We start from the raw sequence: 24,278 nt of genomic DNA on the forward strand, positions 1-24,278 counted from the left end.
GGCGCTTGCTCTCATGCCATTTGCAGGCATGCTTCAATCGCCAAAGCAACCGCTACGAGCCGAGCGTCGTCACCTCGAACAGACGAGACCATCAAGCCCACCGGCAGTTCTCCTGCATCATGGCAAGGCAAGCTAAATGAGCAACCATCCAGAAAGTTAAAAACGCTTGTGTTGCGCAATAACAATCCATTGGCTTTAAAAAATGCCTCTTCAGACGCCGCGAGTGCAGCGATTTCGGGTGCCAGGATGGGAGCTGTCGGACACAACACCGCGTCAAACCCTTGAATGACTGCCTCTGTGCGCTCAATCCAGTCAGCACGGCGATTAATCAGATCCAGATATTGTTTGGCCGTCACTGACTCGCCGAGTTTGACGCGTTTCGCAACCAGCGGATCAAACTTGTGCTCGGCTCGCATCAACCTCTCATAGTGAACTGCATAGGACTCGATCGGTGCAAACCCCACTGGCGAGTTGATTTTTGATAGTTCAGCAAATTCCCTCAAGGGAATATCAATGATCTGGGCACCCGCTTTTGATAGCGCTGACAGTGTCCGATTGAAGGCCTGAGCAACCTCTGGTGCCATAGCATCAAGGACAAGCGTCTGGGGAACCGCAAAGCGCATCGCTGTCAAAGGACGACGAACAACTTTCAAGGCTTCACCTGCGAGAATGCCGTCCACCAACCAGCAATCTTCGACACTGCGAGTCATCGCGCAAACGGTATCGAGGGAGTGAGATAACTCTAATGCCCCTTGAAGCGGCGTCCGCTTTTGCGTATTTTTAAACCCGACCAAGCCGTTCAGTGCTGCGGGAACCCGAATTGAACCGCCGGTATCCGATCCCAGCCCAGCAACTGATAAACCCAACGCAACTGAAACAGCTGCGCCAGAGGATGAACCGCCCGGAATTCGAGCCACCTGATTGTCAGTTGGATTCACCGGCGTGCCGTAGTGAGGATTGATCCCCACCCCAGAAAAGGCAAACTCGGTCATATTCGTTTTGCCAACAATCGCCGAACCCGCCGATCTTAAGCGAGCCACAGCTGGGCAATCGGCCTTTGCTGTTGGCTCACCTTCGCAAACAGTCGATCCGGCCATGGTGGTTTCGCCAGCCACGTCATACAGATCTTTAACCGACACCGGCAAGCCCGCAATGGGGTGCATGGCAACCCCCGCAGCTTGTGAAGCGTCTGCATAGCGAGCTGCGGCAAGCGCGGCATCGCCGTAAGTCTTGGTGAATACGTACTGAGCGGGCTTTGACTGCGCCCCGGTCAGCGCCTCGGCAACCAGGGCTTCACGGGTGATTTCCTTGCGGCTAAGACGTTGATTCAATACGGCAATCGTTTCGGTGATGTGAGGCATTTTTTTTGTTCTATCGGTTGAGTGAGTGTCAAAGATCAATTGTTCTGTCAGAAATCTTGCCAAGTGTTGCGCAGTAACGCAAAATGGTCAACTCAAATGGGGAGACAGCATGTCAAATACTAAAAGAGCCAAACTGGCTGCACGACTTAAGCAACCTGGTCTGATTACTGCACCGGGTATTTATGACATGGTTTCTGTCAGGCTGGCTGATACATTTGGCTTTGATGCCCTGTACATGACAGGCTACGGTACGGTTGCTTCATATCTGGGTCTGCCTGATGCAGGCCTAGCCAGTTATTCAGACATGGTGAACCGGGTAACCGCCATGGCTGGCATGGCTAATACCCCCATGATTGCTGATGGCGATACGGGCTATGGCGGTCTGCTCAACGTCCGGCACACGGTGCGCGGTTACGAGGCCGCGGGTGCCTCAGGCGTTCAGCTTGAAGATCAAGAGTTTCCGAAAAAATGCGGACATACGCCAGGCCGTCGGGTGATCCCCACAGCCGACATGGTGAAGAAAATCAAAGTGGCTGTGGAAGCCCGAGAGTCCAAAGATTTTCTGATCGTCGCGCGCACTGATGCACGCACGACGCTGGGTCTGGATGAAGCGTTACGCAGAGCCGACGCCTACGCCAAAGCAGGTGCTGACATCCTGTTTGTCGAGTCGCCTGAATCAGAAGAAGAGATGCGCAAGATCTGCTCATCGTTTGACTTACCGCTTTTAGCCAATATGGTTGAGACGGGCAGAACGCCAGTGTTGAGTAAACAGGATCTTGAGTCCATGGGTTATAAGCTGGCGATTTTCCCAGCGACCGCTCTGCTTGCCGCGGTGCAAGCCATGAGTACCGTGTATCAGCAGTTCAAGGATACGGGTTCATCAACAGGTGGCTCCACAGATCTCTATCATTTCATGGATCTCAACAAGCTCATGGGCTTTGAAGAGATTTGGGATTTTGATAAAAAGCACGCAGACTGATTTAGCAGCCTGTCGCCTCGTCACTTGTGCTCGTTCACTCGGATAAAAATAATGAATCAAATATCGAACATCACACTACAAAGCAGGCTCAGCTCCTTAGGTCGACGGGCATTGCTTAGCCTGATAACCACGGCCACGTTGGTCGGACTGGCGCAGGCACAAGACGCGTACCCTAATCGCGCCATCCGCCTTATTGTTCCTTTCGTGCCCGGTGGTGTCACGGACACCAGTGGCCGACTGATTGCTGACGCCTTGTCGCGCCGCATTCGTCAGCAGGTGATTGTTGAAAACAAGCCCGGTGCCTCAGGCAACATCGGCACCGTGATGGTTAAAAACGCGGATCCTGATGGCTACACCATGTTGCTCGGCTTTGATGGCACACTGATCATCAATCCGCATGTTTTCCCCAATATGCCTTTTGACACGATTAAGGATTTCGCACCAATTGGCGAAATCGGTGATGCGGCGACCATTTTGGTCGCTAATCCTAAACTACCCGTCAAGACCTTGATGGATGTGATTAACCTGTCAAAAACCACACCAAATGGATTGGCCTTTGGTACCTCTGGGGTAGGGGGGGATCCGCATATTGCTGGTGAAAGACTGAATATCGTGACAGGATCGAAGTTGGTGCACGTACCGTACAAAGGCGGTGGCCAAGCGTTGATCGATGTTGAAGGCGGTGTCATCCCCCTGGTGTACACAGCCGTTGCTGGTGCTTACCAACACATTCAAAGCGGCAGTATTAAACCGATTGCGGTCTCGACAGCCAAGCGCGTCCCTTCTTTACCCGACGTGCCGACGTTCATTGAGTCAGGGGTGCCTGACTTTGTTGTGAGTTCCTGGGTCGGTTTACTGATGCCTGCGAACACACCGCCGGCCATCGTCAACTACATGAATAAAGCGCTTAATGACGTGCTCGTTGATCAAGACGTCGCTGCCAAACTCGAAAAGCTTGGGATCATTCCAACGGTCACCACGCCTGCTGAATTTGCCAAAGCCATCAAGGACGGCTTAGCTCAAAACGGCGAGATTGTAAAAGCGGCCAACATCAAGCTCGAATAGCGTTAAAATATAGGTGTAATCCCTATGGTGGGACTACCAATACATTTCAGGATATCGCTATGAAATCATCACGTCGCCAGTTCATGATTTATTCTGTCGCCGGCGCTGCAACGATGGCTCTTGCCAACCAAGCCAGCGCACAAGCAATGGTCGCCGAGTCTGATCCCCAAGCTAGTGCATTGGGCTACAAAGCCGAAGCATCGACCGTTGATAAAGCAAAATTCGCAAAATACGCCGATGGCCAGAACTGTTCAAGCTGTGCCTTATACGCGTCCAAGTCTGCTGAAGCGGGTGCCTGTGGCATCTTTGCTGGCAAAATGGTTGCAGCCAAAGGCTGGTGCAATGCTTATGCCAAGAAAGGCTAAGCTGCGTTTACCCGTTTGAGTCTGAGATCTACGGCCGTTACGTCATAAACGTAGCGGCTTTTTTTACGCCAGCTTTGAAGGTTCTGGCGAGTTTTTCCAGCGGCGATGCACCCACCACCACTGTTCAGGGTGGCGCATGATTAACCACTCAAGCGCTCTGTTGTAGGCGCGAGTGTTCAGTCGAATCTCGTCGCCCACCTCTTCAGCGGTAATCACGTCGATGGGTGGCCAAAACTTCAAGACGTGGCTGCCATCAGGTTCACGCCAGGATGACGCGGGCATAACCGGCGCCCCCGTCGACAAGGCAATCAGCGCCATACTTTTGTAGGTACCCGCGTCATAACCAAAAAACTCGACAGGAATACCCTCTGGACGTCTGGCGTATTGATCAAACGGAAACACGATGGCATCGCCTTTTTCAAGCGTATCCACGATTTCTTCGAGTGAGCCTCTTCGCCCCACCACACCAAAACCGGCTCGATTAAAACGGTTCGTCAGAAAATCGCTCAACCATTTCGGCTTGATCGGACGCCGTAAAAAGTGAATATGGCCTTTGGCTTGGGGGAAATGCTCGATACCTGCAACGGTAGAAACTTCGAAATTACCGAAATGCCCGGTTAAGACCAAAATCCCTTTTTTGGCTTCAAACGCTCGGATCAAGTCGTCAACACCTTCAACACGTACGATATTTTTTTTATCACTCGCAGACATGAATCTGAAAGATAGCAGCTCTTTGAGTAGTGTCAGAAGATGTCCATAGTGAGCTTGAGCTAAAAGCCGGATCTGATGCTCGCTGACCCGTCCGCCGTACACACGCTGCAGATTAGCCAAAATAACCTTGCGTCGATAGGGTATCCACCGAAACATGAATCGACCGGCCGCGCTTGATTTAATTTGCTTGGGTACGCGCAAGGCGACGGCTGAAGCTGCGGTCGCTGAATGAGTCAGTGAGATCTGGATTGTTTCAACCAGGTAACGTCCCATCACGATATCAGCAGCTTGACTCGCGACAATATGAGGGGCACCGTAGGGGTCGCGCCTGACTGAAAAGTCCATCGCAGTGATGATATTGAGAGCTGCTTCTTGTGGGAAAAGCTTTAAACAAGCCTCTTTCGCTGCAAAACGAGCCGCCAGTGAAGCGATCCGACCAACACCGTAGCCAGCGTCGTCGAGCTCTTGCTTAGAGAAGAGTTTGTCCAGATCCTGAGGCAACTCAGCAACCAGACGAGCTATCCGGGCAATATCAACCGTGTCGATGGCGCAGCCATCTGGCAGCACGGTCTCTTGCGTTGTCATTAGACTAGGCCGCGCAACAACACCGCAGCATTGGTCCCCGCAAACCCCCGGCAAATGACGAGCAGAACATCACTGCGCGGCGTTTGATTTTGCGACGAGATATTGATGCCTTCACAACCCGAGGCAAGCGATTCTAAATTGGCAATCCCCGGTACAACGTTTCGACGAATTGCCTCGAGACCGACGACCAGATCGAGGATGCCCGCCGCAGCAAACAAATGGCCAGCGGCCCATTTAAACGACGTGACAGGTGGCATCTCTGCGCCAAACACCGCCTTCAATGCTTGCGCCTCAGATACGTCCGAGGAAACCGTGCCATTGCCATGCGCAACGATCATGCCAACATCTCGAGGCTGTAAGCCGGCATCCGCCAAAGCCGCTCTAATCGCCCTGATCACACCGTCGCCATCAGCCCGGACCGGAAACAGTCCTTCACCTTCTGAAGTATCTGCGCCGCCAAGATACTCACCAATTACCTTGGCACCACGCGCGGCAGCTGAGGCTTCAGTTTCAAGTACGAAGCAACCTGCTCCCTCGCCCAAAAGACAACCATCATGAGCCCGGTCAAAGGGACGAAGGGTATCTTGGGCAATGACGCCGATTTGATCCAGATAATTCAGTGTTTGCGGTTCAATTGGCGCATCGTGACCAATTGCAACCACTCGCTCTGCATCGTTTTCACGCAAGGCCCATGCGCCTTCAATCACAGCGAGCAAGCCACTCGTGGTGTGGTTGGTAATGCAAGCATTGGGACCTTTTAACTGATGACGAATCCCGACATGGCACAACACATTATTGGGCAAGGATCGCAAGAGCCACATGGGATTAACCATATTGGACAATTCTTGACCAAAGGTTTGAAGGCGGTCGCCCGACTCTGCCATCAACGGAAAGTAGTCGTAATTGACTTCAAACGCACCGCCACCAGACCCGACGTAGCAACCTGTCTGATCAGTAAAATCAACGACCGCTTGTTCGCCAAGGGATTCACGATATACATCCAAACCAGCTTGTTCAACAGCTTGCGCCCCGGCATAAATGCCGAAAACGTCTGAGCGTCGCACCAGTTTGAGTAATTTGCGATCACCAAGCAATTTACCGCCGTTGTAATCCTTGACGGCAGCGACCATTTTCTTAGGCCAGTGCGCACTATCCCAGCTTTCGACTGGCGCAACGGCGCTGCGACCTGCTGCGATTTCATCGACAATAGTTTTGGGATCATGTCCAGCGCCGCAAATAGCACCACTTCCAGTAATAACGATTCGACTCATGATTATTGCCCCGCAGCGATCAGTTCAGCCGTGTCAGAGGCGTTGCGAAACGCCAGACAATTATTACTGCCACCGAAACCCAAAGAGTTAGATAAGGCGATACCAATGCGTTGTTGACGCGCCGAACCGTGAATCACGTCAACATTGCAATCTGGATCAAGTTGCTGCAAGTTGGCTGTGGGAGGCATCAAGCCTTCATAGACTGCCAAGGCGCAGATCGCAGCCTCAACCGCACCGGCAGCAGCAATCAAATGGCCAGTCACACTTTTGGTTGAACTCACGGCGACGTCTCTGGCACGAGCGCCGAACACCGCATTCACCGCAGCACATTCACTGCGATCGTTCATCAGGGTAGAAGTGCCGTGGGCGTTCAGATAGGTCACATCATCAGTCGTTGCACCCGCGTCAGACAACGCCCGACGCATTGCCTGGATAGGACCATCGCCTGATGGATGAGAGTCAGTAATCCGGTAGGCCGACAGGGAATTCCCTTCACCTGCTAGTTCAGCGTAAATTTTTGCGCCACGTGCGACCGCTTTGTCCCAATCCTCGAGGACCAGAAATCCAGCACCTTCCCCCAGTACAAAACCATTTCTCGTTGCATCGAACGGCCTGCTAGCGCGCTCAGGGTGATCATTATCAGCAGAGACCGCAGATAATAAGCAGAACCCCGACAGTCCTACTGGCGAAATCATTGAGTCAAAGCCGCCGGTCAGCACACGATCAACTACACCGCGCCGAATCAGACGCAAGGCCGTCCCTATCGCTTGACCACCCGAGGCACACGCCGTGTGAACAGTCGACCCGTAGCCGCGAATACCGTAGCGTCGGACTAGCAGAGACAATCCAGCGGTCGACAAACTGCGACTAAAAGCCATGACATCTTGGGCAACCGGTGTTTCTAGCAGGCGGTCTGCCTGTAAATCACCTTCAGGTGCAGCCATTTTTTGAACTTCGTCGATTTCTGCGTGCGCGACCGTCATCATGCCAGCGCCCACCACACATCCCCAGCGATCACCATCTTGTTGGGTTGGGCGAATTCCAGCATCAGCGATCGCCTGATCGGCCGCAGCCAGAGCAAATTGGTGCGCGCGGCTCGCATACTTGAGGCTTTTTTGATCTTTAATCACCGCTTCAGGCTCAAAACCTTTTACTTCGGCAGCGATGCGAGTGCTAAAACCAGACGCATCGAACAGCGTAATCGGGCCAGCCTGACAAGCCTTGGCTGCTTTGATGACCGCCCAGCTACTGGCGACGTCAAGCCCAGCCGGGGTAACCAAACCAATACCGGTAATCGCGACTCGGCGCTTTTTACTCATGTGTTTTCTCTAAGACTATGGGGCAAAAAAGAATTTTGCGGCTGCAATCGTGCGGGTACCAACCAAAGCACCGACCTTGATCAGAATGGGTTCGGGATCGGCTTCAGCGGGCGTGGCGAACTCGGCAAACAAACCAAGCGACGACCCGGGGCTGCTGAAGGCTCTGACCTTCACGTTGGTAATCCTGGTTACTTGTAACGTTGGCGCCAAATCCGGTGTCTCAGCGATCAGCTGTTGTGCTAACTGCAATTGCGCATCGAGCAACAACGTCGCTGGCAGCACCGGGCGACGGGGAAAGTGGTCGTTAAAGTAATCGGCTTCTTCGGGCACATCAAGCAGGGCATCAATTCGATGACCAATTTGATGCTCGGTGACGTTCATCACTGGCGCAGGCACCCCTGCAAACAAACCTGGGGTCCGTCCTGAACCCGTCAGAATAGCGAAGTCTTTAGCTAGTGACTCAGGGTCATCAAAAATCTCGATGCCAAGGTTAGAGCCAAGCGTATCAAGCAACTCAAGGATCAAGGTGTCACCCACCATCGCTCGACCACGATAAGCGATTGAATCTCGGTCACACGAATCGATATCCACATGCAATTGCAGCGTGTCGCCAGCCTTTGGGTAGGCATGGATGCGAGTATCGCCTGCTAACGCTGCCACAGGACGACGAGCGAAACCACACTCGGACATAGCAACCCACGCGGCCAGCTGCCCGAGTGCCTCGGCCACCAAGCTAACTGGAAAACGCCCGACGTTGTGTGGGATCTGATACACCCCGGTTACTGCGCGGACACCATCAATATGCGTAATGCGATCCACAAAGGAAAACGCAGCAAAACGGCTGTTTGGCATCGGAGACACCAAACCATCTGCTTTCACAGCCGCAACCATCAACCAGCTGCTTGCGCACGCTGAGCGCGGATCACAAGCTTGCAGAAGGTTTCAGGCGTGTAGAGGCGTGCGATGGCATCGACCCGCATGCCCGCTTTGAAACGATCGTCAGGGATTTCAGAGAGGTATTCGCGCAAACGAGCCAGACCTTTTTCGGTCAACAGGCCATTTTGCTCGAAGTCTTCGACGGACATGTCGCCCCGCACATCTTCAATGATTTTGCCGCGTGGCACTTTGACCTTAAACGCACGCTCTAAGCGAAAAATCAAGTCAAGGAAATCGATCGACTCAGCGTCAAGACCTTCAATCAGGGAGACATCAATCTCGATATCCTCAACATCACAGCCCAGCGCATCAGCGACTGTTTTCTGCACGGTCGGGAAGACCGCCATGATTTCTTCTTTAGAGATGACTGCTTCAGTCATATTGGACTCCAGATTAATCGGTAAATACCTAGCATTTTAACCTATCGAGTCATCAATCACCGAGCCACACTCAGGTGGCGTAGTGCTCAATCCATTTTAAAGCCACCATCGACGTACAAAACCTGGCCCGTCACATAGCTCGCCATGTCTGAAACCAGAAACGCGACGGCTTGCGCAATATCGCTCGCCTGCCCGTAACGTTTCAACAAAATCCGGGATTTCACCTGATCATCAGCTAGATCACGCACTTGCTGCGACATATCGGTTTCAATGACACCCGGTGCGACGGCGTTAACCAGAATTTTTCTGGGGGCCAGTTCTACGGCCAAGGCACGAGTGATCGCATCGACAGCCCCTTTGCTGGCGGCGTAATTAGCCTGGCCGCGCCCTGCCTTGCTACCCGCCACAGACGATAAATTGACGATTCGTCCGGATCGTTGCGACATCATGAAAGGGATCACAGGCCGAACCATATTAAAAACGCCCCCCACATTCGTGTTGAGAACCGACGAGATCTCATCGTCTTCCATGGCGGCGGTCAAGTTATCACGCACGATGCCCGCGTTATTCACGAGAATATCAATCCGCTCGCACCGGTCTGCCACTTGTTCGACCGCTGCAATACAAGCAGCAGAGTCCGCCACGTCCACTTGCATCGCTGTCGCTTTACCGCCCAGTCCGGCTACCGCTGCAACAACCTCATTCGCAGCACCAGCATTGCCGCGATAAAAGAAGGTGACATCGCAACCTTGACTTGCCAAAAGCTCAACAATCGCTCTGCCAATACCTCGCGAGCCGCCCGTAACAATCGCAACCTTACCCTGCAGCCCTGATTCAAATGCCATGTTTTAGCCCTCTTTAGCCTGAAATGGCAAAGCCACCGTCAACGACCAAGGTATGACCGTTAATCCAGGAAGCCTCAGGCAGACATAACAAATACACCGCATCAGCAACGTTGGCTGGCGTCAGTTTCGGGCCTGCAGGCGTGCGTGCGGCGAACTCCGCTAATACTTGATCGCGGTTAGGAAAATGACTTAATGCATCAGTGTCTACCACCCCTGCCGAGACCGTATTGACTCTTATCCCGCGGGGACCGAGCTCTTGCGCAAGGGTGCGCACGAGTGATTCGAGGGCTGCTTTGGATGCGCCAATAAACCCATAATGTGGCATCGCTCGCTGGGCACCCAGACTGGACATCGCCACAATACGCCCGCCCTCTTTCATCAAGGGCGCAGCGTGTTGAGCCAGTAAATTGACAGCAAAGGCGTTGGTTTCCATACACCAGCGAAAATGCTTCAGTGTCATATCCATTGCTGGTTTGAGCACCCCAGAAGCCGCATTACTGATCACGATATCCAGATGATCAAACTCTTTAGTAATGGCCTCGAATATCTCGGTCACGCTGTCTGGTACGCCAACACTGCCCTGCACGGCAAGGGCGCGTCGACCAAGCGCCCGCACTTCAGTGCAAACGGCCTCAGCCTCTTCATGGCTGTTGTAATAGTTCGCAACGATGTCACAACCTGCTGCGGCCAGTTTGAGCGCGCAGGCACGCCCTATCCCCCGGGCAGCGCCTGTAACCAGTGCAACTTTGCCAGACAAAGGCTCATTCATGATGAAAACACACTCCGAAAAAATTTAATGTAGTGCAATGATGCGCCGAAGTTTACTCAGAATCGGGCGCTGAATGTAACAAAGTGCCACAATCACGGATAGCTTTTGGACAACAACCTCGAAAAAAGGTTAGATTGTCAATCTCTTAGAACCTAATCTCGTCGAGACTCAGCCATGTCGAACCAGCCTCCCGTGCCCGTCATCCCCAACCTGATTTCACAATGGATCGGGGGACAGCCGCTCATGCACCCCGGATTGCGGCTGCAAGACGTCTACAACCCGGCCACTGGGCAGGTTGCTCGACAAGTTGAGCTTGCCTCTGTTGAAGTCGTCCAGGTGGCAGTAGAGAGCGCAAAAAAAGCCTTCCCGGCTTGGGCAGACACCCCACCCATCCGCCGTGCACGGATTTTGAACAAGTTTCTCGCCTTGCTGAATGAGGCCAAAGACGAACTCGCCGCCATCATTACCCAAGAGCACGGCAAAGTATTTACTGACGCTCAGGGCGAGGTCATGCGCGGCATCGACATCGTTGAGTTTGCTTGTGGCATCCCGCAATTACTAAAGGGTGACTTTACGGACCAAGTATCCACAGGTATTGATAACTGGACCTTACGGCAGCCACTGGGCGTGGTGGCTGGCATCACCCCCTTTAACTTCCCTTGTATGGTGCCTTGCTGGATGTTCCCGGTTGCGCTGGCGGCCGGCAATTGCTTTATTTTGAAGCCGAGTGAACGTGATCCGGCGTTGTCGTTGTTTATGGCGGCGCTGCTCAAAAAAGCAGGCTTACCGGATGGGGTATTCAATGTAGTACAAGGCGACAAGGTTGCTGTTGACGCGCTGCTTGAGCACCCTGACGTCAAAGCGATCAGCTTTGTCGGCTCAACCCCGATTGCGCATTACATTTACCAGCGTGGCGCTGAACTCGGCAAACGAGTGCAGGCATTGGGCGGCGCAAAAAATCACATGGTTGTGATGCCCGATGCGGATTTGGACCAAGCCGTTGACGGTTTGATCGGTGCTGCTTACGGATCAGCAGGCGAACGGTGCATGGCGATTTCAGTGGCCGTGCTCGTCGGTGACGTGGCTGACAAAATCGTACCCATGCTGGCAGAGCGTGCGCGTGCCCTCAAAATCAAGAATGGCATGGAACTCGACGCTGAAATGGGCCCGGTTATTACACGCCAGGCTCTCGAACGAATCGAAGGCTATATCGACATTGGTGTCAACGAGGGTGCGTCACTGGTCGTTGATGGTCGTGGTTTAAAGGTACCTGGGCACGAACAAGGCTTTTTCACAGGTGGCTCGCTGTTTGATCATGTCACCCCTGACATGCGCATCTACAAAGAAGAAATATTTGGTCCCGTACTTGGTTGTGTGCGTGTCAACGATTTTAACCAAGCCGTCGAGCTCATCAATGCACATGAATTCGGTAACGGTGTCTCGTGCTACACCCGCGATGGTAATGTTGCGCGCGAGTTCGGTCGTCGCATTCAGGTAGGCATGGTCGGGATTAATGTCCCTATCCCTGTCCCGATGGCCTGGCACGGCTTCGGTGGCTGGAAGAAAAGCCTGTTCGGCGATATGCATGCCTATGGCGAAGAAGGTGTGCGCTTCTACACCAAACAAAAATCCATCATGCAGCGCTGGCCCGAGACGATCGCCAAGGGTGCAGAGTTCGTGATGCCCACAGCGAAATAGTTTCAGTAGCATTTGATGCAAAACAGTTTGATGCAAAAAAAAGCAGTGTGTTTACTGAGCGGTGGTTTGGATTCAACCACTGTCGTGGCGATTGCCCAGGCCGAAGGTTACGAGGTCTATGCCCTGAGCTTTCGCTACGGACAGCGTCATGCCGTCGAACTTGAAAAAGCCAGCGCGTTTGCCAAAGCCAGAGGCGTAGCGCGCCATGTAACGATCGATATGGATATGCGTGCGTTTGGCGGATCTGCGCTAACTGCTGATATAGCCGTACCCAAAGGACATTCAGTAGAAGACATCAAGCAAGGCATACCAGTAACCTATGTGCCGGCTCGCAACACAATATTTTTAAGTTTTGCACTGGCCTGGGCCGAGACGCTCGGCGCACAAGACCTCTTCGTCGGTGTTAACGCGATGGATTACAGCGGCTACCCTGACTGCCGGCCTGAATACATTAACGCTTTTGAGACCCTTGGCAACCTCGCGACCAAGGCGGGTGTAGAAGGCAAGCAACAGTTAAAGATTCACGCACCCCTGATCACGATGACCAAAGCTGACATCGTACGAAAAGGTACTGAACTTGGCGTTGATTTTAGTGAGACCACCAGTTGCTATGACCCTGATCCGGCTGGCAAACCTTGTGGTCAATGCGACTCGTGTTTGCTTCGTGCAAAAGGTTTCATCGAGGCAGGCCTCATTGATCCGCTTTACGTCAAATTCGGCCTCGTCTGATGGAAGAACAACTGCTATACGTGGCCGCTGCTCGCTTTGAAGCGGCTTGCCAGGTTGACTGCCTGCCGGCGGGACACCGCTCTGCAAAGTTACATGGCCATAGCTATCTCGGCGAAGTCAGGGTCAAGCTGCCGCTAGGCTGGGCCGAGTTTCCCGGTGCTGAAGTGTATGCGCTAAGGGTTCAACTGCAGCAATGCGTGGCACCGCTGGACTACAGTCATCTGAACACACACCTCAACGAACCAACCGATGAAAACATTGCGCGCTGGATACGGAAGCGGCTCGGTGGTCTGCCTGGTGGGGTGCCAGGCATCGTCGCGGTCGGCGTGCAAAGTACAACGGAATCAGGGGTAGATTTAGACGCGTCGGATCACGCACATGTCTGGCGTCGCTACGTGTTTCAATCGGCACATCAGCTACCTCATGTGCCGGCGGACCATAAATGCGGACGTATGCATGGACATGGTTTTGAGGTCATCCTTCATGCCAATCGTGACTTAGGTCAACAAGCGCTTTCGATTGATTACGATCAGCTGGATGCCTTGTGGGCACCCATTCATGCCGAACTTGATCACGCCTGTCTGAATGATATACCCGGCCTGGAGAACCCAACCAGTGAGAACATCTCTGCCTGGATTTGGGTCAAGCTTAAACCGCGACTACCAGAACTGAGCTGGGTGACCGTTTACGAAACAGCTCAATGCGGCGCCCATTTCGACGGCCATCACTATCGAATATGGAAAGAATTCACCCTTGACAGCGCAGTGCAGCTCAAGCGCGCACCTGACGGGGATGCAAGAAGACGCATACATGGTCATACCTTCACCTTGCGCCTGCATCTTCATGCACCACTCGATACCGTGCGAGGCTGGACCGTCGATTTTGGTGATGTGAAAGAGGTTTTTGATCCAATTTTTAAACAGCTCGATCATCAGCCTTTGCATGAAGTGCTGGCAGACAGCGACTCTGACACGGCAAACATTGCCCGATACATCAAGACCCTTGCCTCAGCAAAAATCCCTGAAATGGATCGTATTGATTTGTTTGAAACTCCAGGGTGTGGCGTCATCCTTTATTGGGGTGAGCTCGGGCCCGCCCTCCCTGTTTGAGCTTCCCATGACCTATAGCGTAAAAGAAATTTTTTACACCCTGCAAGGGGAAGGTGCGCAAGCTGGTATGCCTGCGGTGTTTTTGCGCTTTGCTGGTTGCAACTTGTGGACTGGGCGCGAGTCAGAACGAAGTACGGCTGTCTGTCAATTTTGCGATACAGACTTTATCGGCACCGATGGAATCAACGGCAATAAATTTTTGAATGCGGCAAGCCTAGCAGCCAAAGTGGCTTCACTCTGGCCTCAACAATCGCCTGATCATCGCTTAGTCGTTTGCACTGGCGGTGAGCCGCTGCTGCAGCTTGATGCTGATGCAATCCACGCACTACACGCCCTAGGGTTTCGTATTGCCGTTGAAACCAATGGCACCATCAAAGCACCCGAAGGAATTGACTGGCTATGTGTGAGCCCCAAGTCAGACGCGCCGCTCAATCAGATCAGCGGCCAAGAGCTCAAACTTGTCTTCCCGCAAATTAAAGCGCGACCCGAACTCTTCGAAGCCTTGGACTTCGAACATTTTCTGTTGCAACCGATGGATAGCAACGAACAAGCGGCCAATACGCGAGCCGCAATCCAATACTGTCTTGATCACCCAAAATGGCGCCTGAGTTTGCAGACCCATAAGATTATCGGGATTGCTTGAGGCTATCCAATATCTCTTGAGTATGTTCGCCCAGCAAGGGCGCAGGTCTTGTAAACCCGCCAGGCGTTTCGGACAGTCTTGGAACGATGTTATGCATACGTATCGAGCCAAGATCTCTGTCTTCCAGTTCAACGATAGCCTCACGACCGTCAATATAGGGGTGTCCTACCAGATCAGCCACTGAGCAAACAGGACCCACCGTCACGCCCGCTGCCTCGAAAAGTTCGAGGTTTTCAGCTTGAGTGCGCGCCGCGATGAAATTGCCGATCAGACGATCCAGCTCATCACGATTCTTGACTCGTGCATCATTGGTGCTGAAGCGCTCGTCGTACTTGAGCTCAGGACGGTCGATAGTATCGAGAATTTTCATGGCCATCGATTGCATCGATCCAGACAACGCGACAAATCGCTGATCCGCGCAAACATAAACATTGCGCGGTGCCGTGTGGGTGGATTGGTTGCCTGCTCGCATGGTGGCTTCGCCCGTCAACTGATATTTGGCTGCCTCGGAGGCGATCACTGAAAAGATCGGCTCAAACAAGGACAAGTCGATTACCTGACCCCTAGCTTCTTTCTCGGCCACCCGTAACGCAGTCAACACCCCTGCAGCCCCGTACACACCCGCGATCATATCTGCCAAAGCAAGTGGCGGCAATGCAGGGGGCTTATCCGCAAAGCCATTAAGATGTGCAAAACCTGACATTGCTTCAACCAAGGTACCGAAACCAGGTTTGTGGCTAAAGGGACCTGTCTGACCCCAGCCTGATACGCGCACCACGACTAACGCCGGATTGATCGAAAGAAGCAGCTCGGGGCTTAGCCCCATTTTTTCGAGTCCACCGGGTACAAAGTTCTCAATCAGAACTTGGGCGGTCGCCACGAGACTTTTAAAAGTATTCAGCCCGTCGTCTGACTTAAGATCCAGCACAAGCGAACGTTTGTTACGGCCATACACCTTCCAGTAAATGTCCCAGCCCGCTTCGCGCCAATTGCGCAAATCGTCACCTGAGCCCTCACGCTCGACTTTAATCACATCAGCACCGAAATCAGCCAAGTAAGCAGACATCATGTTGCCAGCGACCAGACGCGACATATCTAATACACGCACGCCAGCTAGGGGTCCAATGTGATCAGGATCAAATTTTTTGCTCATCGGTTTCGTCTTGTGATTCTGGCATTCGATTATATTCAGCATACTGGATAAACCACTGTCACTATCGGAGACAATCTCATGACTTCACGGTCAATTTTCAAAACGGTCTGTGCGATCGCCCTAACATTGGTGCTTGGGCAAGCACAAGCCTACGATACCCCTAAGGTTACGCAGCCACACACTGCGAAAATCACCTCAGGCATCTATGTCGGCAACAGTTTTTTCTACTACAACAACAGCATGCATGGCCACGTTAGTAATCTGCTGAAAGCGGCTGCGACCAAACAAGAATTCAGAAGCACCTCAATCACCATCGGGGGATCTGGCCTCGACTGGCATAACGTCGAAAGCTATTTCGCCCCGAACGGCATTGGCCGGTATTCCTTCGTAGGCAATAACGAAGTGCAATTCAACAAGCTTGATAAGCTCTGGGATATCGCGATCATGATGGATTGCAGTCAGTGCCCCATCCACCCGCAACTGCAGCCTATTTTCTATGAATACGTAAAGAAACACGGAGATACTGTTCGCAGCCATGGTGCAGAGCCTATGCTGTTCATGTCTTGGGCATATGACGACAAACCTGAAATGACCGAACCGCTTGCAGCCGAGTATGTCAAAGCAGGCAATCTGAACAATATGATGGTTATCCCAGCTGGTTTAGCCTTTGCAGCGTCCAAAAAGGCGCGGCCAGACTTGAACCTGTACGCGCCAGATCACCGTCACCCGAGTCTTGCCGGTACTTACCTGGGCGCGAGTGTGGTCTACGCATCCTTGTTCAGGCAATCCCCGGTTGGCAATCCTTACACAGCTGGTCTGGATGCTGCAACGGTGGCGTTTCTGCAGAATACTGCATGGGATACTGTCAAATCTTTTTACGGGATCAAGTAAGATCAGGTACTCGTGCTGACAGAACAATAAAAGAGACTTAAAGTCATGAGCTACATCTTGGCGCTGGATCAAGGCACAACGAGTTCGCGAGCGATTCTGTTCAACGCCGCTGGCGAAGTCGTGTGTACCGCTCAAGAAGAATTCGAGCAGATTTTCCCGCACCCGGGCTGGGTTGAGCACAACGCCAACACCATCTGGTCCTCGCAACTCAGCGTGATGCAGGCGGTCGTCGCCGAGGCCAGGTCCAAGCACACGATGTCGCTTGATGCCATTGCTGCAATCGCTATCACTAACCAACGTGAAACCACTGTTGTGTGGGATAGAAAAACAGGTCTGCCTATTGCCAATGCAATTGTCTGGCAAGACCGCCGGACCGTCGATTTTTGCCAAAGTATGCGAGAGGCTGGGCACGCCCAATTGGTGGCGGACAAGACTGGTTTGCTCATTGACAGCTATTTTTCTGCAACAAAGATACGCTGGATACTTGATAACGTCGACGGTGCACGCGTGAGGGCTGAGCGGGGCGAACTAGCTTTTGGCACGATTGATACCTGGCTGGTGTGGCAACTGACAAACGGCAAAGTGCATGCAACTGATCCAAGTAACGCTTCGCGTTCGATGCTGTTCAATCTGCGGACATTGGATTGGGATCAGGACCTGCTGGACTTGTTCGACATCCCTCGTTCGTTACTACCGCATATCGTGCCGAGTTCTGGCATTCTCGGTCACAGCGAAGCCGATCTGCTGGGACGATCTTTACCCATCGCATCTATCATCGGGGATCAGCAAGCAGCAACCTTTGGGCAGGCTTGTTTCAAGCTGGGCATGGCGAAAAACACCTATGGCACAGGTTGCTTTATGTTGATGAATACAGGCGATCAGGCATACCCCAGTAAAAATCGTTTGCTCACGACTGTGGGCTGGCAAAGACAAGCCAATCAGGCTGCCACCTATTGCCTCGAAGGTTCTGTCTTCATGGGCGGGGCGACGATCCAGTGGTTACGCGACGGACTTGGGATCATTAATCGCGCAGGGGATGTAGAGGCGTTGGCGGCTTCTGTGCCGGATACCGGAGATGCCTATCTGGTGCCTGCCTTCACCGGTCTCGGTGCACCGGACTGGGACGGTCGAGCAAGAGGATCTTTAGTAGGCATCACGCGCGGCACAACCAAGGCTCACCTCGCCCGAGCCGCTCTTGAATCGATTGCTTTGCAAGTCGCTGGCGTGCTTGGCGCGATGCAAAAAGATTCGAGTATCGCCTTGAGCGAACTCAGAGCCGATGGGGGTGCCTGTCACAATAATCTCTTGATGCAGATGCAAGCTGATTTCTCTGGCGTCGCAGTGGTCAGACCCAAAGTGACAGAAACAACTGCACTGGGTGCTGCCTACCTTGCAGGCTTGGCGACTGGTGTGTGGTCCGATACCGAACAGATCTCGTCGCTGTGGGCCGTTGACCGCGTTTTCGAACCCTTGATGGACGAAGCTGCAAGACAAAACAAGATTGCAAGGTGGCGCCAGGCCGTAGAACGTTCACTGGGATGGGCCGAGAATTGAACACCTTCATGAACAGGCCTGAACCAACTGACAGAGCTCAGTTGCTCGATCGCCTCGGTGCACTCGTTCAATATGATTTGGCCATCGTGGGTGGTGGCGCGACCGGACTGGGCATTGCTTTGGACGCTGCGGCGCGCGGCTTCAGCGTGGCGTTAATCGAGTCAGAAGATTTTGCACACGGCACCTCGTCGCGATCAACTAAGTTATTACACGGTGGGGTGAGATACCTCGCACAAGGTAACATCTCTCTCGTTCAAGAGGCCTTGCACGAACGCTCGACGGTTTTGCATAATGCACCACATCTCTCACAACGCTTGTCTTTTATTCTGCCCTGCTACAAGTACTGGCAAATACCGTTTTATGCGATAGGCCTGCAGATGTACGACGCGCTCGCTGGCAAGCGAGGTTTGGGCAAAACTCAAATCATGGGATCGTCTGCCACCCGGCGCAGCATGCCCAATCTGCAACTGAGGCAACTGAAAGGCTCGGTCCGGTACTGGGATGCCCAATTCGACGATGCAAGGTTGGCGCTCGCTCTGGCTCGTACCGCTGCGCAGCGTGGCGCCCTGCTCGTGAATTACTGCAAGGTCAATGAGCTGATCCATGAAAACGGTCGAATAAGTGGACTGGTTTGCGAGGACAGGGAAACGCAGCAGTCTTTTAAAATCTCAGCCAAATGCGTCATTAACGCAGCAGGTGTCTGGGTTGACAGATTGCGAGCAAGCGACGATGCCACGCGCAATCAAGTCAGCCAGGCTATCGTGGCCCCGAGCCAAGGTGTGCATATCAGTGTGGACGCCAGTTTCTTGCCAGGACATGAGGCCCTGATCGTGCCTAAAACTGCTGACGGTCGGGTTTTATTTGCCGTGCCTTGGCGCGGCAAAGTGATTCTCGGCACCACCGACACACCAAGACATGATCTGAGCCGAGAACCAGACCCTTTTAAAGCAGAGCTGGATTTTATTCTTGATGAAGGTGCCAAATACCTCGAGCGAGCGCCGACTCGGGCTGATGTCAAAAGCATCTGGGTAGGCTTACGACCATTAGTCAAACCACCATCAGATGACGGCGATAACACCAAAAAAATCAGTCGTGAACATACCGTCTTGATCAGCCCAAGCAAACTGGTCACGGTGACAGGCGGAAAATGGACAACCTATCGCGTGATGGCACAAGATGCTTTGAATCATTGTTTTGACGCTGGTTTATTGTCGAAAAAACAAGGTGACGACACGGTCAGGTTGCTACTGGTTGGGGCGCAACAGAACCAGCATTTTGTCGACCCCATGGTCGTCGCAGGTGGCGCAGCTTTGTACGGGGACGAGGCGGATGAACTGCTTAACCTGCCCGGCCATGACAACGAATTAGGCGGTCAGCTGACTGAGGCAATGGTCAGGTTCGCGGCACGATATGAATATGCCCGCAAGGTCGAAGACGTATTAGCCAGACGCGCGCGCATCTTATTTCTGGACGCCAGACTGGCGCAAAGCATGGCACCCAGCGTGGCCGGTATCTTGCAAAGTGAAACCGGGATTGATCCCGGCCTGTCTGAGTTTCTCGAATTGTGCGAACACTATTTACGGCTGCCTTAAGGGTTTCAGGCCGCCATATGGATGCCTCCGTTAACACTGACATCCTCACCCGTCATGAAGCTGCTATCGCTACTGCATAAAAATGCAATCACAGAGGCTATCTCACCAGGTTGACCAAAACGTTTAAGTGGCGTTTGAGCGATCGAATCAGCACCACGCAATTTCATTAACTCTGTAGTCATCGGTGTCTCAATAATACCGGGCGACACTGAGTTAACCCGGGTTCTTGGTGCTAACTCTCTTGCCAACGAACGCGTCAGGCTTAACAAGGCGCCTTTGGTGGTGCTGTAGTGCGTATTGTGGAAGGCACCTCGATGGGCGGCAACAGAAGCAATGTTTACGATGGCGCTCTCGTCACTCAGGTATGGTAGCGCGCGTTGGATCAGGTAAAAGACGCCGTCCAGATTAATGCTCATGGTCTCACGCCATTGCTCATCGGTCATCCCGTCGACAGGCTGAAACTTGTAGATGGCTGCACCCGGCACCAGATAATCAATGCCACCAAAGCGATCTGCCGCGAGTTTCACCAAAGCTTCGCAATCTTTGGATGAGGCTGCGTCCATGGCGAAGGTTGCGCAGCGTTCTGGGGCGAGCCCAAGGTCTTGGACGACTGCAGCTAACGCAGTATTATCCCGATCGGCCAAAACAAGATTGGCGCCGTCCCGGTAAAAGCGTTTAGCAATTTCCCTGCCAATGCCGCCTGCTGCCCCAGTCAAGACTAGCGCACGACCTGCAAAATCGTATGTCATCCTATTCTCCTTTTTTTGCATCCATCAAGATCAGGTCGGCACCTTTTTCGGCGACCATCACCACCGCAGCCTGCGTGTTACCGGACACCATAGCTGGCATGACCGACGCATCGACGACGCGTAGTCCGTCAATCCCTTTGAACTTCAAGGATGGATCGACCACCGACCGCTCGTCAGTCCCCATCCTGCAGGTACCGGTTGGGTGATAGATTGTTTGGCCATTTTCTCGGGCAAAATCCAACCATTGCTCATCAGTTTGAGTGACATCACCCGGCGACATTTCATGATCAATGTAATGACTCATGGCGGCTTGACCGACAATCCGTCGGGCGATTTTCATGCCACTGACCAGAACATCCCTGTCTTCCTGCTCGGCTAGAAAATTAGGGCGGATACGCGGCTGTTTCGTGCTGTCAGCCGATTGAATATGAATACTGCCTAACGACTTAGGTCTGAGCCCAGCCACCCCAATCGTCAAACCGGGGAAGGCATCCAGCTTTCTGATGGCTGCGTTGGCATAACTCGCATGCATGAAAAAATATTGCACATCGGGTGTGGGAATATCGGGGCGGGATTTCACAAATCCATGCCCCAATCCAGTACCCAGAGTGAGAATGCCTTTGCGTTGAGTAAAGTACTGGAGTACCGCGGCACTGAGGCGCCAACCTTGAGCTAATTCATTCAGTGTTTGCGTATTTTTGACGCGCCAGTTCATGCGTGTGGCGTAATGATCGATATAGTTTTCACCCACCATTGGGCAGGCGTGCTTAACCTCGATGCCGTATTGCTGCAATAGTACCGGCTCGCCCACGCCAGATAATTCGAGTATCTGCGGGGTCTGTACCGCACCAGCGGCCATCACGACTTCACGCTTGGCAGAGACCTCGAATGAGCCTTCCGCAGAGCGATAGACAACCCCCGTGCAACGATTAGCCGCTAACTTTAGCTTCTGTACAGAAGCACCAGTTCGAATCGTCAGATTTTTGCGATGTCTAGCAGGATTGATGTAGCCATCCACCACAGTCCAACGTTGCCCATTTTTTTGCGATGCTTGATAGTAGCCAAAACCCGATTGATCACTGCCGTTGTAATCCTCTATCTGGCGATGACCCTCTTGCTCGGCCGCCTTCAAAAAAGCGCTCATCAGCGGATAACGCTCAGCGATCGGCGACACGTGCATCGGGCCGGTTTTGCCACGCCCTGCATCGCCAGGCAGATAGGTTTCGAACTTTCTAAAATACGGTTCAACGTCGGCTGCCGACCAACCTGTTGCACCTTGCAAAGCCCACTGATCGTAATCTTCGGGCTGGCCACGCACAAAGACCATGCCGTTAATCAAAGTCGAACCCCCGAGCCCTTTACCGCGCGGAATCGCAATCTGACGGCCTTTGGTGCCCTCCTCAGGCTCAGTACTAAAGCGCCAGTTGTAGACCGGATCATTCAGTAGTTTGGTAAAACCGGCTGGTATCTTAATCCACATACTTTTGGGTTCACCACCCGCTTCAAGCATCAAAACCGTGTATTGACCATCAGCCGTTAAACGATTAGCCAGTACACAAGCGGCTGTGCCACCACCCACTATCACATAGTCAAAGGTTTCCATTAACGTTGTCCAAGCCTCATGAAATCAGCCATCAAATCGATCTGGCATTCAAGCATAGGCAGACCGAACTGTACGGTACAGCCCTTTTCTTGCGCTACCGCCAAAACAGGTGTTAGCGCGGGTTTCATAATGATCTCAGCCACAATTTGAGTCGCCACCAATTGATAGGCTCGAAACGGCAACGGATCGGTCTCTGACATCCCAAGGGAAGTCGCATTGACAATGAGATCAAAGCCGACTGGGCTGTCAGTCGCTAGGGTCAGTTCACCCGAGGGATAAATAGGTTTCAAGCGATCGATCAATTCCTGGGCTTTAGCCGTGGTGCGGTTATAAATCGCTAATGCAGCGACACCAGCAGCCATCAGCGCAAACGCAATGGCATTAGCTGCGCCACCCGCGCCACAAAGCATGACTCGTTTACCTTCCAGAGCAATGTTGCTGCGGCGCAGGCCAGCAACAAAACCCTCGCCGTCTAATATGTGGCCAATTAAACGGCCATCCGGATCACGCCGCACAATATTGACTGCACCAACCAACGCGGCTGCCGGAGACACCTCATCACAGAGGTCACACATGGCAATCTTATGCGGCACCGTGGCGATAAAGCCGTCAAGATTTTTTAATCCCCTCATGGCTTGCGCCCAACTCGCTAGCTCGGCCGGTGCAACCTGCATGGGAACAAGCACAGCGTTCACACACTTTTTATCAACCCAGGCATTGATAAGTTGTGGCGCCTTGACCTGTTGAACCGGGTCTGCAACGATCGCGCAGATCCGCGTTTGGCCGGTGATGTCCATGATGTCCCTATGTATTTTTTGTTTTTACTTTAGAGGCACAGCATAAACCATTTAGGACCTCAAACGCTCAACACCTCAGCCGCGTTTGACGATTTGCATGCACCGTCTTTCCTGACCTTTGTTATAACTGAACGCGAACGGCAAAGGCTTAATTTCTTTCGACTCTTTGTAAGCTTGCGCCAGTGAGGCTTGGCGATTACGGTTAAACAACTCATGCGGGTAGAGAAAGCCCCCGTACAAGGTGACATGGCCAATCTTGCTCAAGTCAAGGTAATCAAGCCCAGTTTCATCCTGCACCACGACAGGCGCATGAGCCATAACCATCTCTCTCAGCACGCTGAAACTTGGCATTTGCAAGAGATGTGATGCGGCCTTGAGCATGGTCGGGTGAGTAGCGTTCTTCTCGAGCCACTTGCGCAACGGCTCGTTTTCTTTCAGATTGCGGTCAGACAAATCCGTACTGACGTAATCAAGTACGACATCACGTGCATTTTTGGTAAGGATCAAGCGTACCGAATGCCAGGGACCACTCACTTGAACGACCTCGCCGGACGAGTCCACGGCAATCGGGAACACCTCTTTCACCTGATAACCCGAGTAAGTTGCGAAGCTGATGAGTATCGTAGACACGCCGATGTGCGCCTCCGGATCGGACAGATCCTGATTTAAATCGTCAGTTCTAAAAAATCCCAGCTTGGCGAATTTTCTCCATTCATGCAGAAACTTTTCCTGGAACTTCGCTTGTTTAGCAACCGACATCTGCCTAAGCGACGCGGGCTCGCCGGCAGCCTGAAGCGCAACCATGACGAAATGGTCAGCATTTGGGAACAACGCAGCGGCGCTTACAAAATCGGGGCCTGAAAAAGGATAAAAGACCGTCCGGTCAGTTGTGGCAGGTATTTCTGCTTGAGCCCATTTTTGCGCGAGCGACCGTGTTGCCCGGTCATACCCGTACCATACCTGCTCAGCCTGAGCCTTGTTGGATCCGGTTAAAAACGGCAAGTCGAAGGCCCCATTGGTTGCAGCCCGTTGCTCTTCTGCTGCAACCGCGTGTGGCCCAAAGAGGCTCGCGACCACCAACAAGCCTCCACCACAAATCCTTATGAACCGCTGAACTGACATCCACTCAAAGCACTTAAACACGTTGATCATCAAACTTACTCGTCATCCAAAT

General features: G+C 52.8%; 23 protein-coding genes. 10 read left to right on the top strand and 13 right to left on the bottom strand.

Annotated features, from left to right (window positions below):
• Positions 1 to 11: 11 nt before the first annotated feature.
• Positions 12 to 1,361, bottom strand: a complete 1,350-nt coding sequence (locus tag BCM14_RS14830; RefSeq protein ID WP_106228833.1) for an amidase — start codon at positions 1,359 to 1,361, stop codon at positions 12 to 14.
• 109 nt (positions 1,362 to 1,470) lie between these two features.
• Here BCM14_RS14830 and BCM14_RS14835 point away from each other — a divergent pair, with 109 nt between their 5' ends.
• From BCM14_RS14835 to BCM14_RS14845, 3 genes are read left to right on the top strand one after another with little or no spacing between them, the layout of a single operon-like run.
• Entirely contained in the window at positions 1,471 to 2,340 is an 870-nt protein-coding gene (locus tag BCM14_RS14835; protein WP_106228882.1) for an isocitrate lyase/PEP mutase family protein, read from the top strand.
• 51 nt (positions 2,341 to 2,391) lie between these two features.
• A complete protein-coding gene (locus tag BCM14_RS14840; RefSeq protein WP_106228834.1) occupies positions 2,392 to 3,405 on the top strand; it encodes a Bug family tripartite tricarboxylate transporter substrate binding protein in 1,014 nt (337 codons plus the stop codon).
• Positions 3,406 to 3,464: 59 nt separating this feature from the next.
• On the top strand, positions 3,465 to 3,770 hold the full coding sequence (locus BCM14_RS14845; protein ID WP_106228835.1) for a high-potential iron-sulfur protein: 306 nt from the start codon (positions 3,465 to 3,467) through the stop codon (positions 3,768 to 3,770).
• Between the two features lie 63 nt (positions 3,771 to 3,833).
• On the opposite strand, the gene BCM14_RS14850 is transcribed toward BCM14_RS14845, so the two are convergent.
• The 7 genes from BCM14_RS14850 to fabL form a co-directional block, all read right to left on the bottom strand.
• Positions 3,834 to 5,066, bottom strand: coding sequence for an LpxL/LpxP family acyltransferase (locus BCM14_RS14850; RefSeq protein ID WP_106228836.1), 1,233 nt, complete (start codon positions 5,064 to 5,066; stop codon positions 3,834 to 3,836).
• On the bottom strand, positions 5,066 to 6,337 hold the full coding sequence (locus BCM14_RS14855; protein WP_106228837.1) for a beta-ketoacyl-[acyl-carrier-protein] synthase family protein: 1,272 nt from the start codon (positions 6,335 to 6,337) through the stop codon (positions 5,066 to 5,068). The genes BCM14_RS14850 and BCM14_RS14855 overlap by 1 nt, the downstream gene beginning before the upstream one ends.
• 2 nt (positions 6,338 to 6,339) lie before the next feature.
• Positions 6,340 to 7,656: a beta-ketoacyl-[acyl-carrier-protein] synthase family protein gene (locus BCM14_RS14860; protein ID WP_106228838.1), complete on the bottom strand. Its 1,317-nt coding sequence runs from the start codon at positions 7,654 to 7,656 to the stop codon at positions 6,340 to 6,342.
• A gap of 15 nt (positions 7,657 to 7,671) precedes the next feature.
• Positions 7,672 to 8,547, bottom strand: a complete 876-nt coding sequence (locus BCM14_RS14865) for an ApeI family dehydratase (RefSeq protein WP_106228839.1) — start codon at positions 8,545 to 8,547, stop codon at positions 7,672 to 7,674.
• Positions 8,547 to 8,972, bottom strand: a complete 426-nt coding sequence (locus BCM14_RS14870; protein ID WP_259673663.1) for an acyl carrier protein — start codon at positions 8,970 to 8,972, stop codon at positions 8,547 to 8,549. The genes BCM14_RS14865 and BCM14_RS14870 overlap by 1 nt, the downstream gene beginning before the upstream one ends.
• A gap of 86 nt (positions 8,973 to 9,058) precedes the next feature.
• A complete protein-coding gene (locus tag BCM14_RS14875; RefSeq protein ID WP_259673664.1) occupies positions 9,059 to 9,817 on the bottom strand; it encodes an SDR family oxidoreductase in 759 nt (252 codons plus the stop codon).
• A 13-nt stretch (positions 9,818 to 9,830) separates the two neighbouring features.
• Entirely contained in the window at positions 9,831 to 10,586 is a 756-nt protein-coding gene (fabL, locus tag BCM14_RS14880; RefSeq protein ID WP_259673665.1) for an enoyl-[acyl-carrier-protein] reductase FabL, read from the bottom strand.
• A 174-nt stretch (positions 10,587 to 10,760) separates the two neighbouring features.
• Between fabL and BCM14_RS14885 the strand changes: the two genes are divergently transcribed.
• Genes BCM14_RS14885 through queE form a run of 4 tightly spaced genes read left to right on the top strand, consistent with a single transcriptional unit; the run spans position 10,761 to position 14,765 of the window.
• Positions 10,761 to 12,284 (top strand): CoA-acylating methylmalonate-semialdehyde dehydrogenase, encoded by a 1,524-nt coding sequence (locus BCM14_RS14885; protein ID WP_106228840.1) that lies wholly within the window; start codon positions 10,761 to 10,763, stop codon positions 12,282 to 12,284.
• Positions 12,285 to 12,314: 30 nt separating this feature from the next.
• Complete coding sequence (gene queC, locus BCM14_RS14890; protein ID WP_259673666.1) at positions 12,315 to 13,013, top strand: 7-cyano-7-deazaguanine synthase QueC; 699 nt, start codon at positions 12,315 to 12,317, stop codon at positions 13,011 to 13,013.
• Positions 13,013 to 14,122: a 6-carboxytetrahydropterin synthase gene (locus tag BCM14_RS14895; RefSeq protein WP_106228842.1), complete on the top strand. Its 1,110-nt coding sequence runs from the start codon at positions 13,013 to 13,015 to the stop codon at positions 14,120 to 14,122. Before queC ends, BCM14_RS14895 begins: the two co-directional genes overlap by 1 nt.
• Positions 14,123 to 14,129: 7 nt before the next feature.
• On the top strand, positions 14,130 to 14,765 hold the full coding sequence (gene queE / locus BCM14_RS14900) for a 7-carboxy-7-deazaguanine synthase (protein WP_106228843.1): 636 nt from the start codon (positions 14,130 to 14,132) through the stop codon (positions 14,763 to 14,765).
• On the opposite strand, the gene BCM14_RS14905 is transcribed toward queE, so the two are convergent.
• A complete protein-coding gene (locus tag BCM14_RS14905) occupies positions 14,749 to 15,918 on the bottom strand; it encodes a CaiB/BaiF CoA transferase family protein (protein ID WP_106228886.1) in 1,170 nt (389 codons plus the stop codon). The two genes, queE and BCM14_RS14905, sit on opposite strands and share 17 nt — an antisense overlap.
• 78 nt (positions 15,919 to 15,996) lie before the next feature.
• Between BCM14_RS14905 and BCM14_RS14910 the strand changes: the two genes are divergently transcribed.
• Genes BCM14_RS14910 through BCM14_RS14920 form a run of 3 tightly spaced genes read left to right on the top strand, consistent with a single transcriptional unit; the run spans position 15,997 to position 19,955 of the window.
• Positions 15,997 to 16,809: an SGNH/GDSL hydrolase family protein gene (locus BCM14_RS14910; RefSeq protein WP_106228844.1), complete on the top strand. Its 813-nt coding sequence runs from the start codon at positions 15,997 to 15,999 to the stop codon at positions 16,807 to 16,809.
• 45 nt (positions 16,810 to 16,854) lie between these two features.
• Entirely contained in the window at positions 16,855 to 18,363 is a 1,509-nt protein-coding gene (gene glpK / locus BCM14_RS14915) for a glycerol kinase GlpK (protein ID WP_106228845.1), read from the top strand.
• A gap of 8 nt (positions 18,364 to 18,371) precedes the next feature.
• Positions 18,372 to 19,955, top strand: a complete 1,584-nt coding sequence (locus BCM14_RS14920) for a glycerol-3-phosphate dehydrogenase/oxidase (protein ID WP_106228887.1) — start codon at positions 18,372 to 18,374, stop codon at positions 19,953 to 19,955.
• Between the two features lie 5 nt (positions 19,956 to 19,960).
• Here BCM14_RS14920 and BCM14_RS14925 read toward each other — a convergent pair whose 3' ends face one another.
• The 4 genes from BCM14_RS14925 to BCM14_RS14940 form a co-directional block, all read right to left on the bottom strand.
• Positions 19,961 to 20,704, bottom strand: coding sequence for an SDR family NAD(P)-dependent oxidoreductase (locus BCM14_RS14925; RefSeq protein ID WP_106228846.1), 744 nt, complete (start codon positions 20,702 to 20,704; stop codon positions 19,961 to 19,963).
• Position 20,705: 1 nt separating this feature from the next.
• Positions 20,706 to 22,307: a GMC family oxidoreductase gene (locus BCM14_RS14930; protein ID WP_106228847.1), complete on the bottom strand. Its 1,602-nt coding sequence runs from the start codon at positions 22,305 to 22,307 to the stop codon at positions 20,706 to 20,708.
• Positions 22,307 to 23,104: a shikimate dehydrogenase family protein gene (locus BCM14_RS14935; protein WP_106228848.1), complete on the bottom strand. Its 798-nt coding sequence runs from the start codon at positions 23,102 to 23,104 to the stop codon at positions 22,307 to 22,309. The genes BCM14_RS14930 and BCM14_RS14935 overlap by 1 nt, the downstream gene beginning before the upstream one ends.
• A gap of 75 nt (positions 23,105 to 23,179) precedes the next feature.
• On the bottom strand, positions 23,180 to 24,256 hold the full coding sequence (locus BCM14_RS14940; RefSeq protein WP_106228849.1) for a hypothetical protein: 1,077 nt from the start codon (positions 24,254 to 24,256) through the stop codon (positions 23,180 to 23,182).
• Positions 24,257 to 24,278: the final 22 nt, after the last annotated feature.

Origin of the sequence: Jezberella montanilacus (assembly GCF_003003055.1) — a bacterium.
Taxonomy (GTDB): Bacteria; Pseudomonadota; Gammaproteobacteria; order Burkholderiales; family Burkholderiaceae_B; genus Zwartia; species Zwartia montanilacus.

Coding starts and splice junctions, on each gene's coding strand:
- BCM14_RS14920 (WP_106228887.1), top strand. CDS start 18,372: ATGAACAGGCCTGAACCAACTGACAGAGCTCAGTTGCTCGATCGCCTC.
- BCM14_RS14885 (WP_106228840.1), top strand. CDS start 10,761: ATGTCGAACCAGCCTCCCGTGCCCGTCATCCCCAACCTGATTTCACAA.
- BCM14_RS14895 (WP_106228842.1), top strand. CDS start 13,013: ATGGAAGAACAACTGCTATACGTGGCCGCTGCTCGCTTTGAAGCGGCT.
- queC (WP_259673666.1), top strand. CDS start 12,315: ATGCAAAAAAAAGCAGTGTGTTTACTGAGCGGTGGTTTGGATTCAACC.
- BCM14_RS14830 (WP_106228833.1), bottom strand. CDS start 1,361: ATGCCTCACATCACCGAAACGATTGCCGTATTGAATCAACGTCTTAGC.
- BCM14_RS14935 (WP_106228848.1), bottom strand. CDS start 23,104: ATGGACATCACCGGCCAAACGCGGATCTGCGCGATCGTTGCAGACCCG.
- BCM14_RS14905 (WP_106228886.1), bottom strand. CDS start 15,918: ATGAGCAAAAAATTTGATCCTGATCACATTGGACCCCTAGCTGGCGTG.
- BCM14_RS14875 (WP_259673664.1), bottom strand. CDS start 9,817: ATGGCATTTGAATCAGGGCTGCAGGGTAAGGTTGCGATTGTTACGGGC.
- glpK (WP_106228845.1), top strand. CDS start 16,855: ATGAGCTACATCTTGGCGCTGGATCAAGGCACAACGAGTTCGCGAGCG.
- BCM14_RS14860 (WP_106228838.1), bottom strand. CDS start 7,656: ATGAGTAAAAAGCGCCGAGTCGCGATTACCGGTATTGGTTTGGTTACC.
- BCM14_RS14930 (WP_106228847.1), bottom strand. CDS start 22,307: ATGGAAACCTTTGACTATGTGATAGTGGGTGGTGGCACAGCCGCTTGT.
- queE (WP_106228843.1), top strand. CDS start 14,130: ATGACCTATAGCGTAAAAGAAATTTTTTACACCCTGCAAGGGGAAGGT.
- BCM14_RS14840 (WP_106228834.1), top strand. CDS start 2,392: ATGAATCAAATATCGAACATCACACTACAAAGCAGGCTCAGCTCCTTA.
- BCM14_RS14870 (WP_259673663.1), bottom strand. CDS start 8,972: ATGACTGAAGCAGTCATCTCTAAAGAAGAAATCATGGCGGTCTTCCCG.
- BCM14_RS14910 (WP_106228844.1), top strand. CDS start 15,997: ATGACTTCACGGTCAATTTTCAAAACGGTCTGTGCGATCGCCCTAACA.
- BCM14_RS14855 (WP_106228837.1), bottom strand. CDS start 6,337: ATGAGTCGAATCGTTATTACTGGAAGTGGTGCTATTTGCGGCGCTGGA.
- BCM14_RS14865 (WP_106228839.1), bottom strand. CDS start 8,547: ATGGTTGCGGCTGTGAAAGCAGATGGTTTGGTGTCTCCGATGCCAAAC.
- BCM14_RS14845 (WP_106228835.1), top strand. CDS start 3,465: ATGAAATCATCACGTCGCCAGTTCATGATTTATTCTGTCGCCGGCGCT.
- BCM14_RS14835 (WP_106228882.1), top strand. CDS start 1,471: ATGTCAAATACTAAAAGAGCCAAACTGGCTGCACGACTTAAGCAACCT.
- BCM14_RS14850 (WP_106228836.1), bottom strand. CDS start 5,066: ATGACAACGCAAGAGACCGTGCTGCCAGATGGCTGCGCCATCGACACG.
- fabL (WP_259673665.1), bottom strand. CDS start 10,586: ATGAATGAGCCTTTGTCTGGCAAAGTTGCACTGGTTACAGGCGCTGCC.
- BCM14_RS14925 (WP_106228846.1), bottom strand. CDS start 20,704: ATGACATACGATTTTGCAGGTCGTGCGCTAGTCTTGACTGGGGCAGCA.
- BCM14_RS14940 (WP_106228849.1), bottom strand. CDS start 24,256: ATGATCAACGTGTTTAAGTGCTTTGAGTGGATGTCAGTTCAGCGGTTC.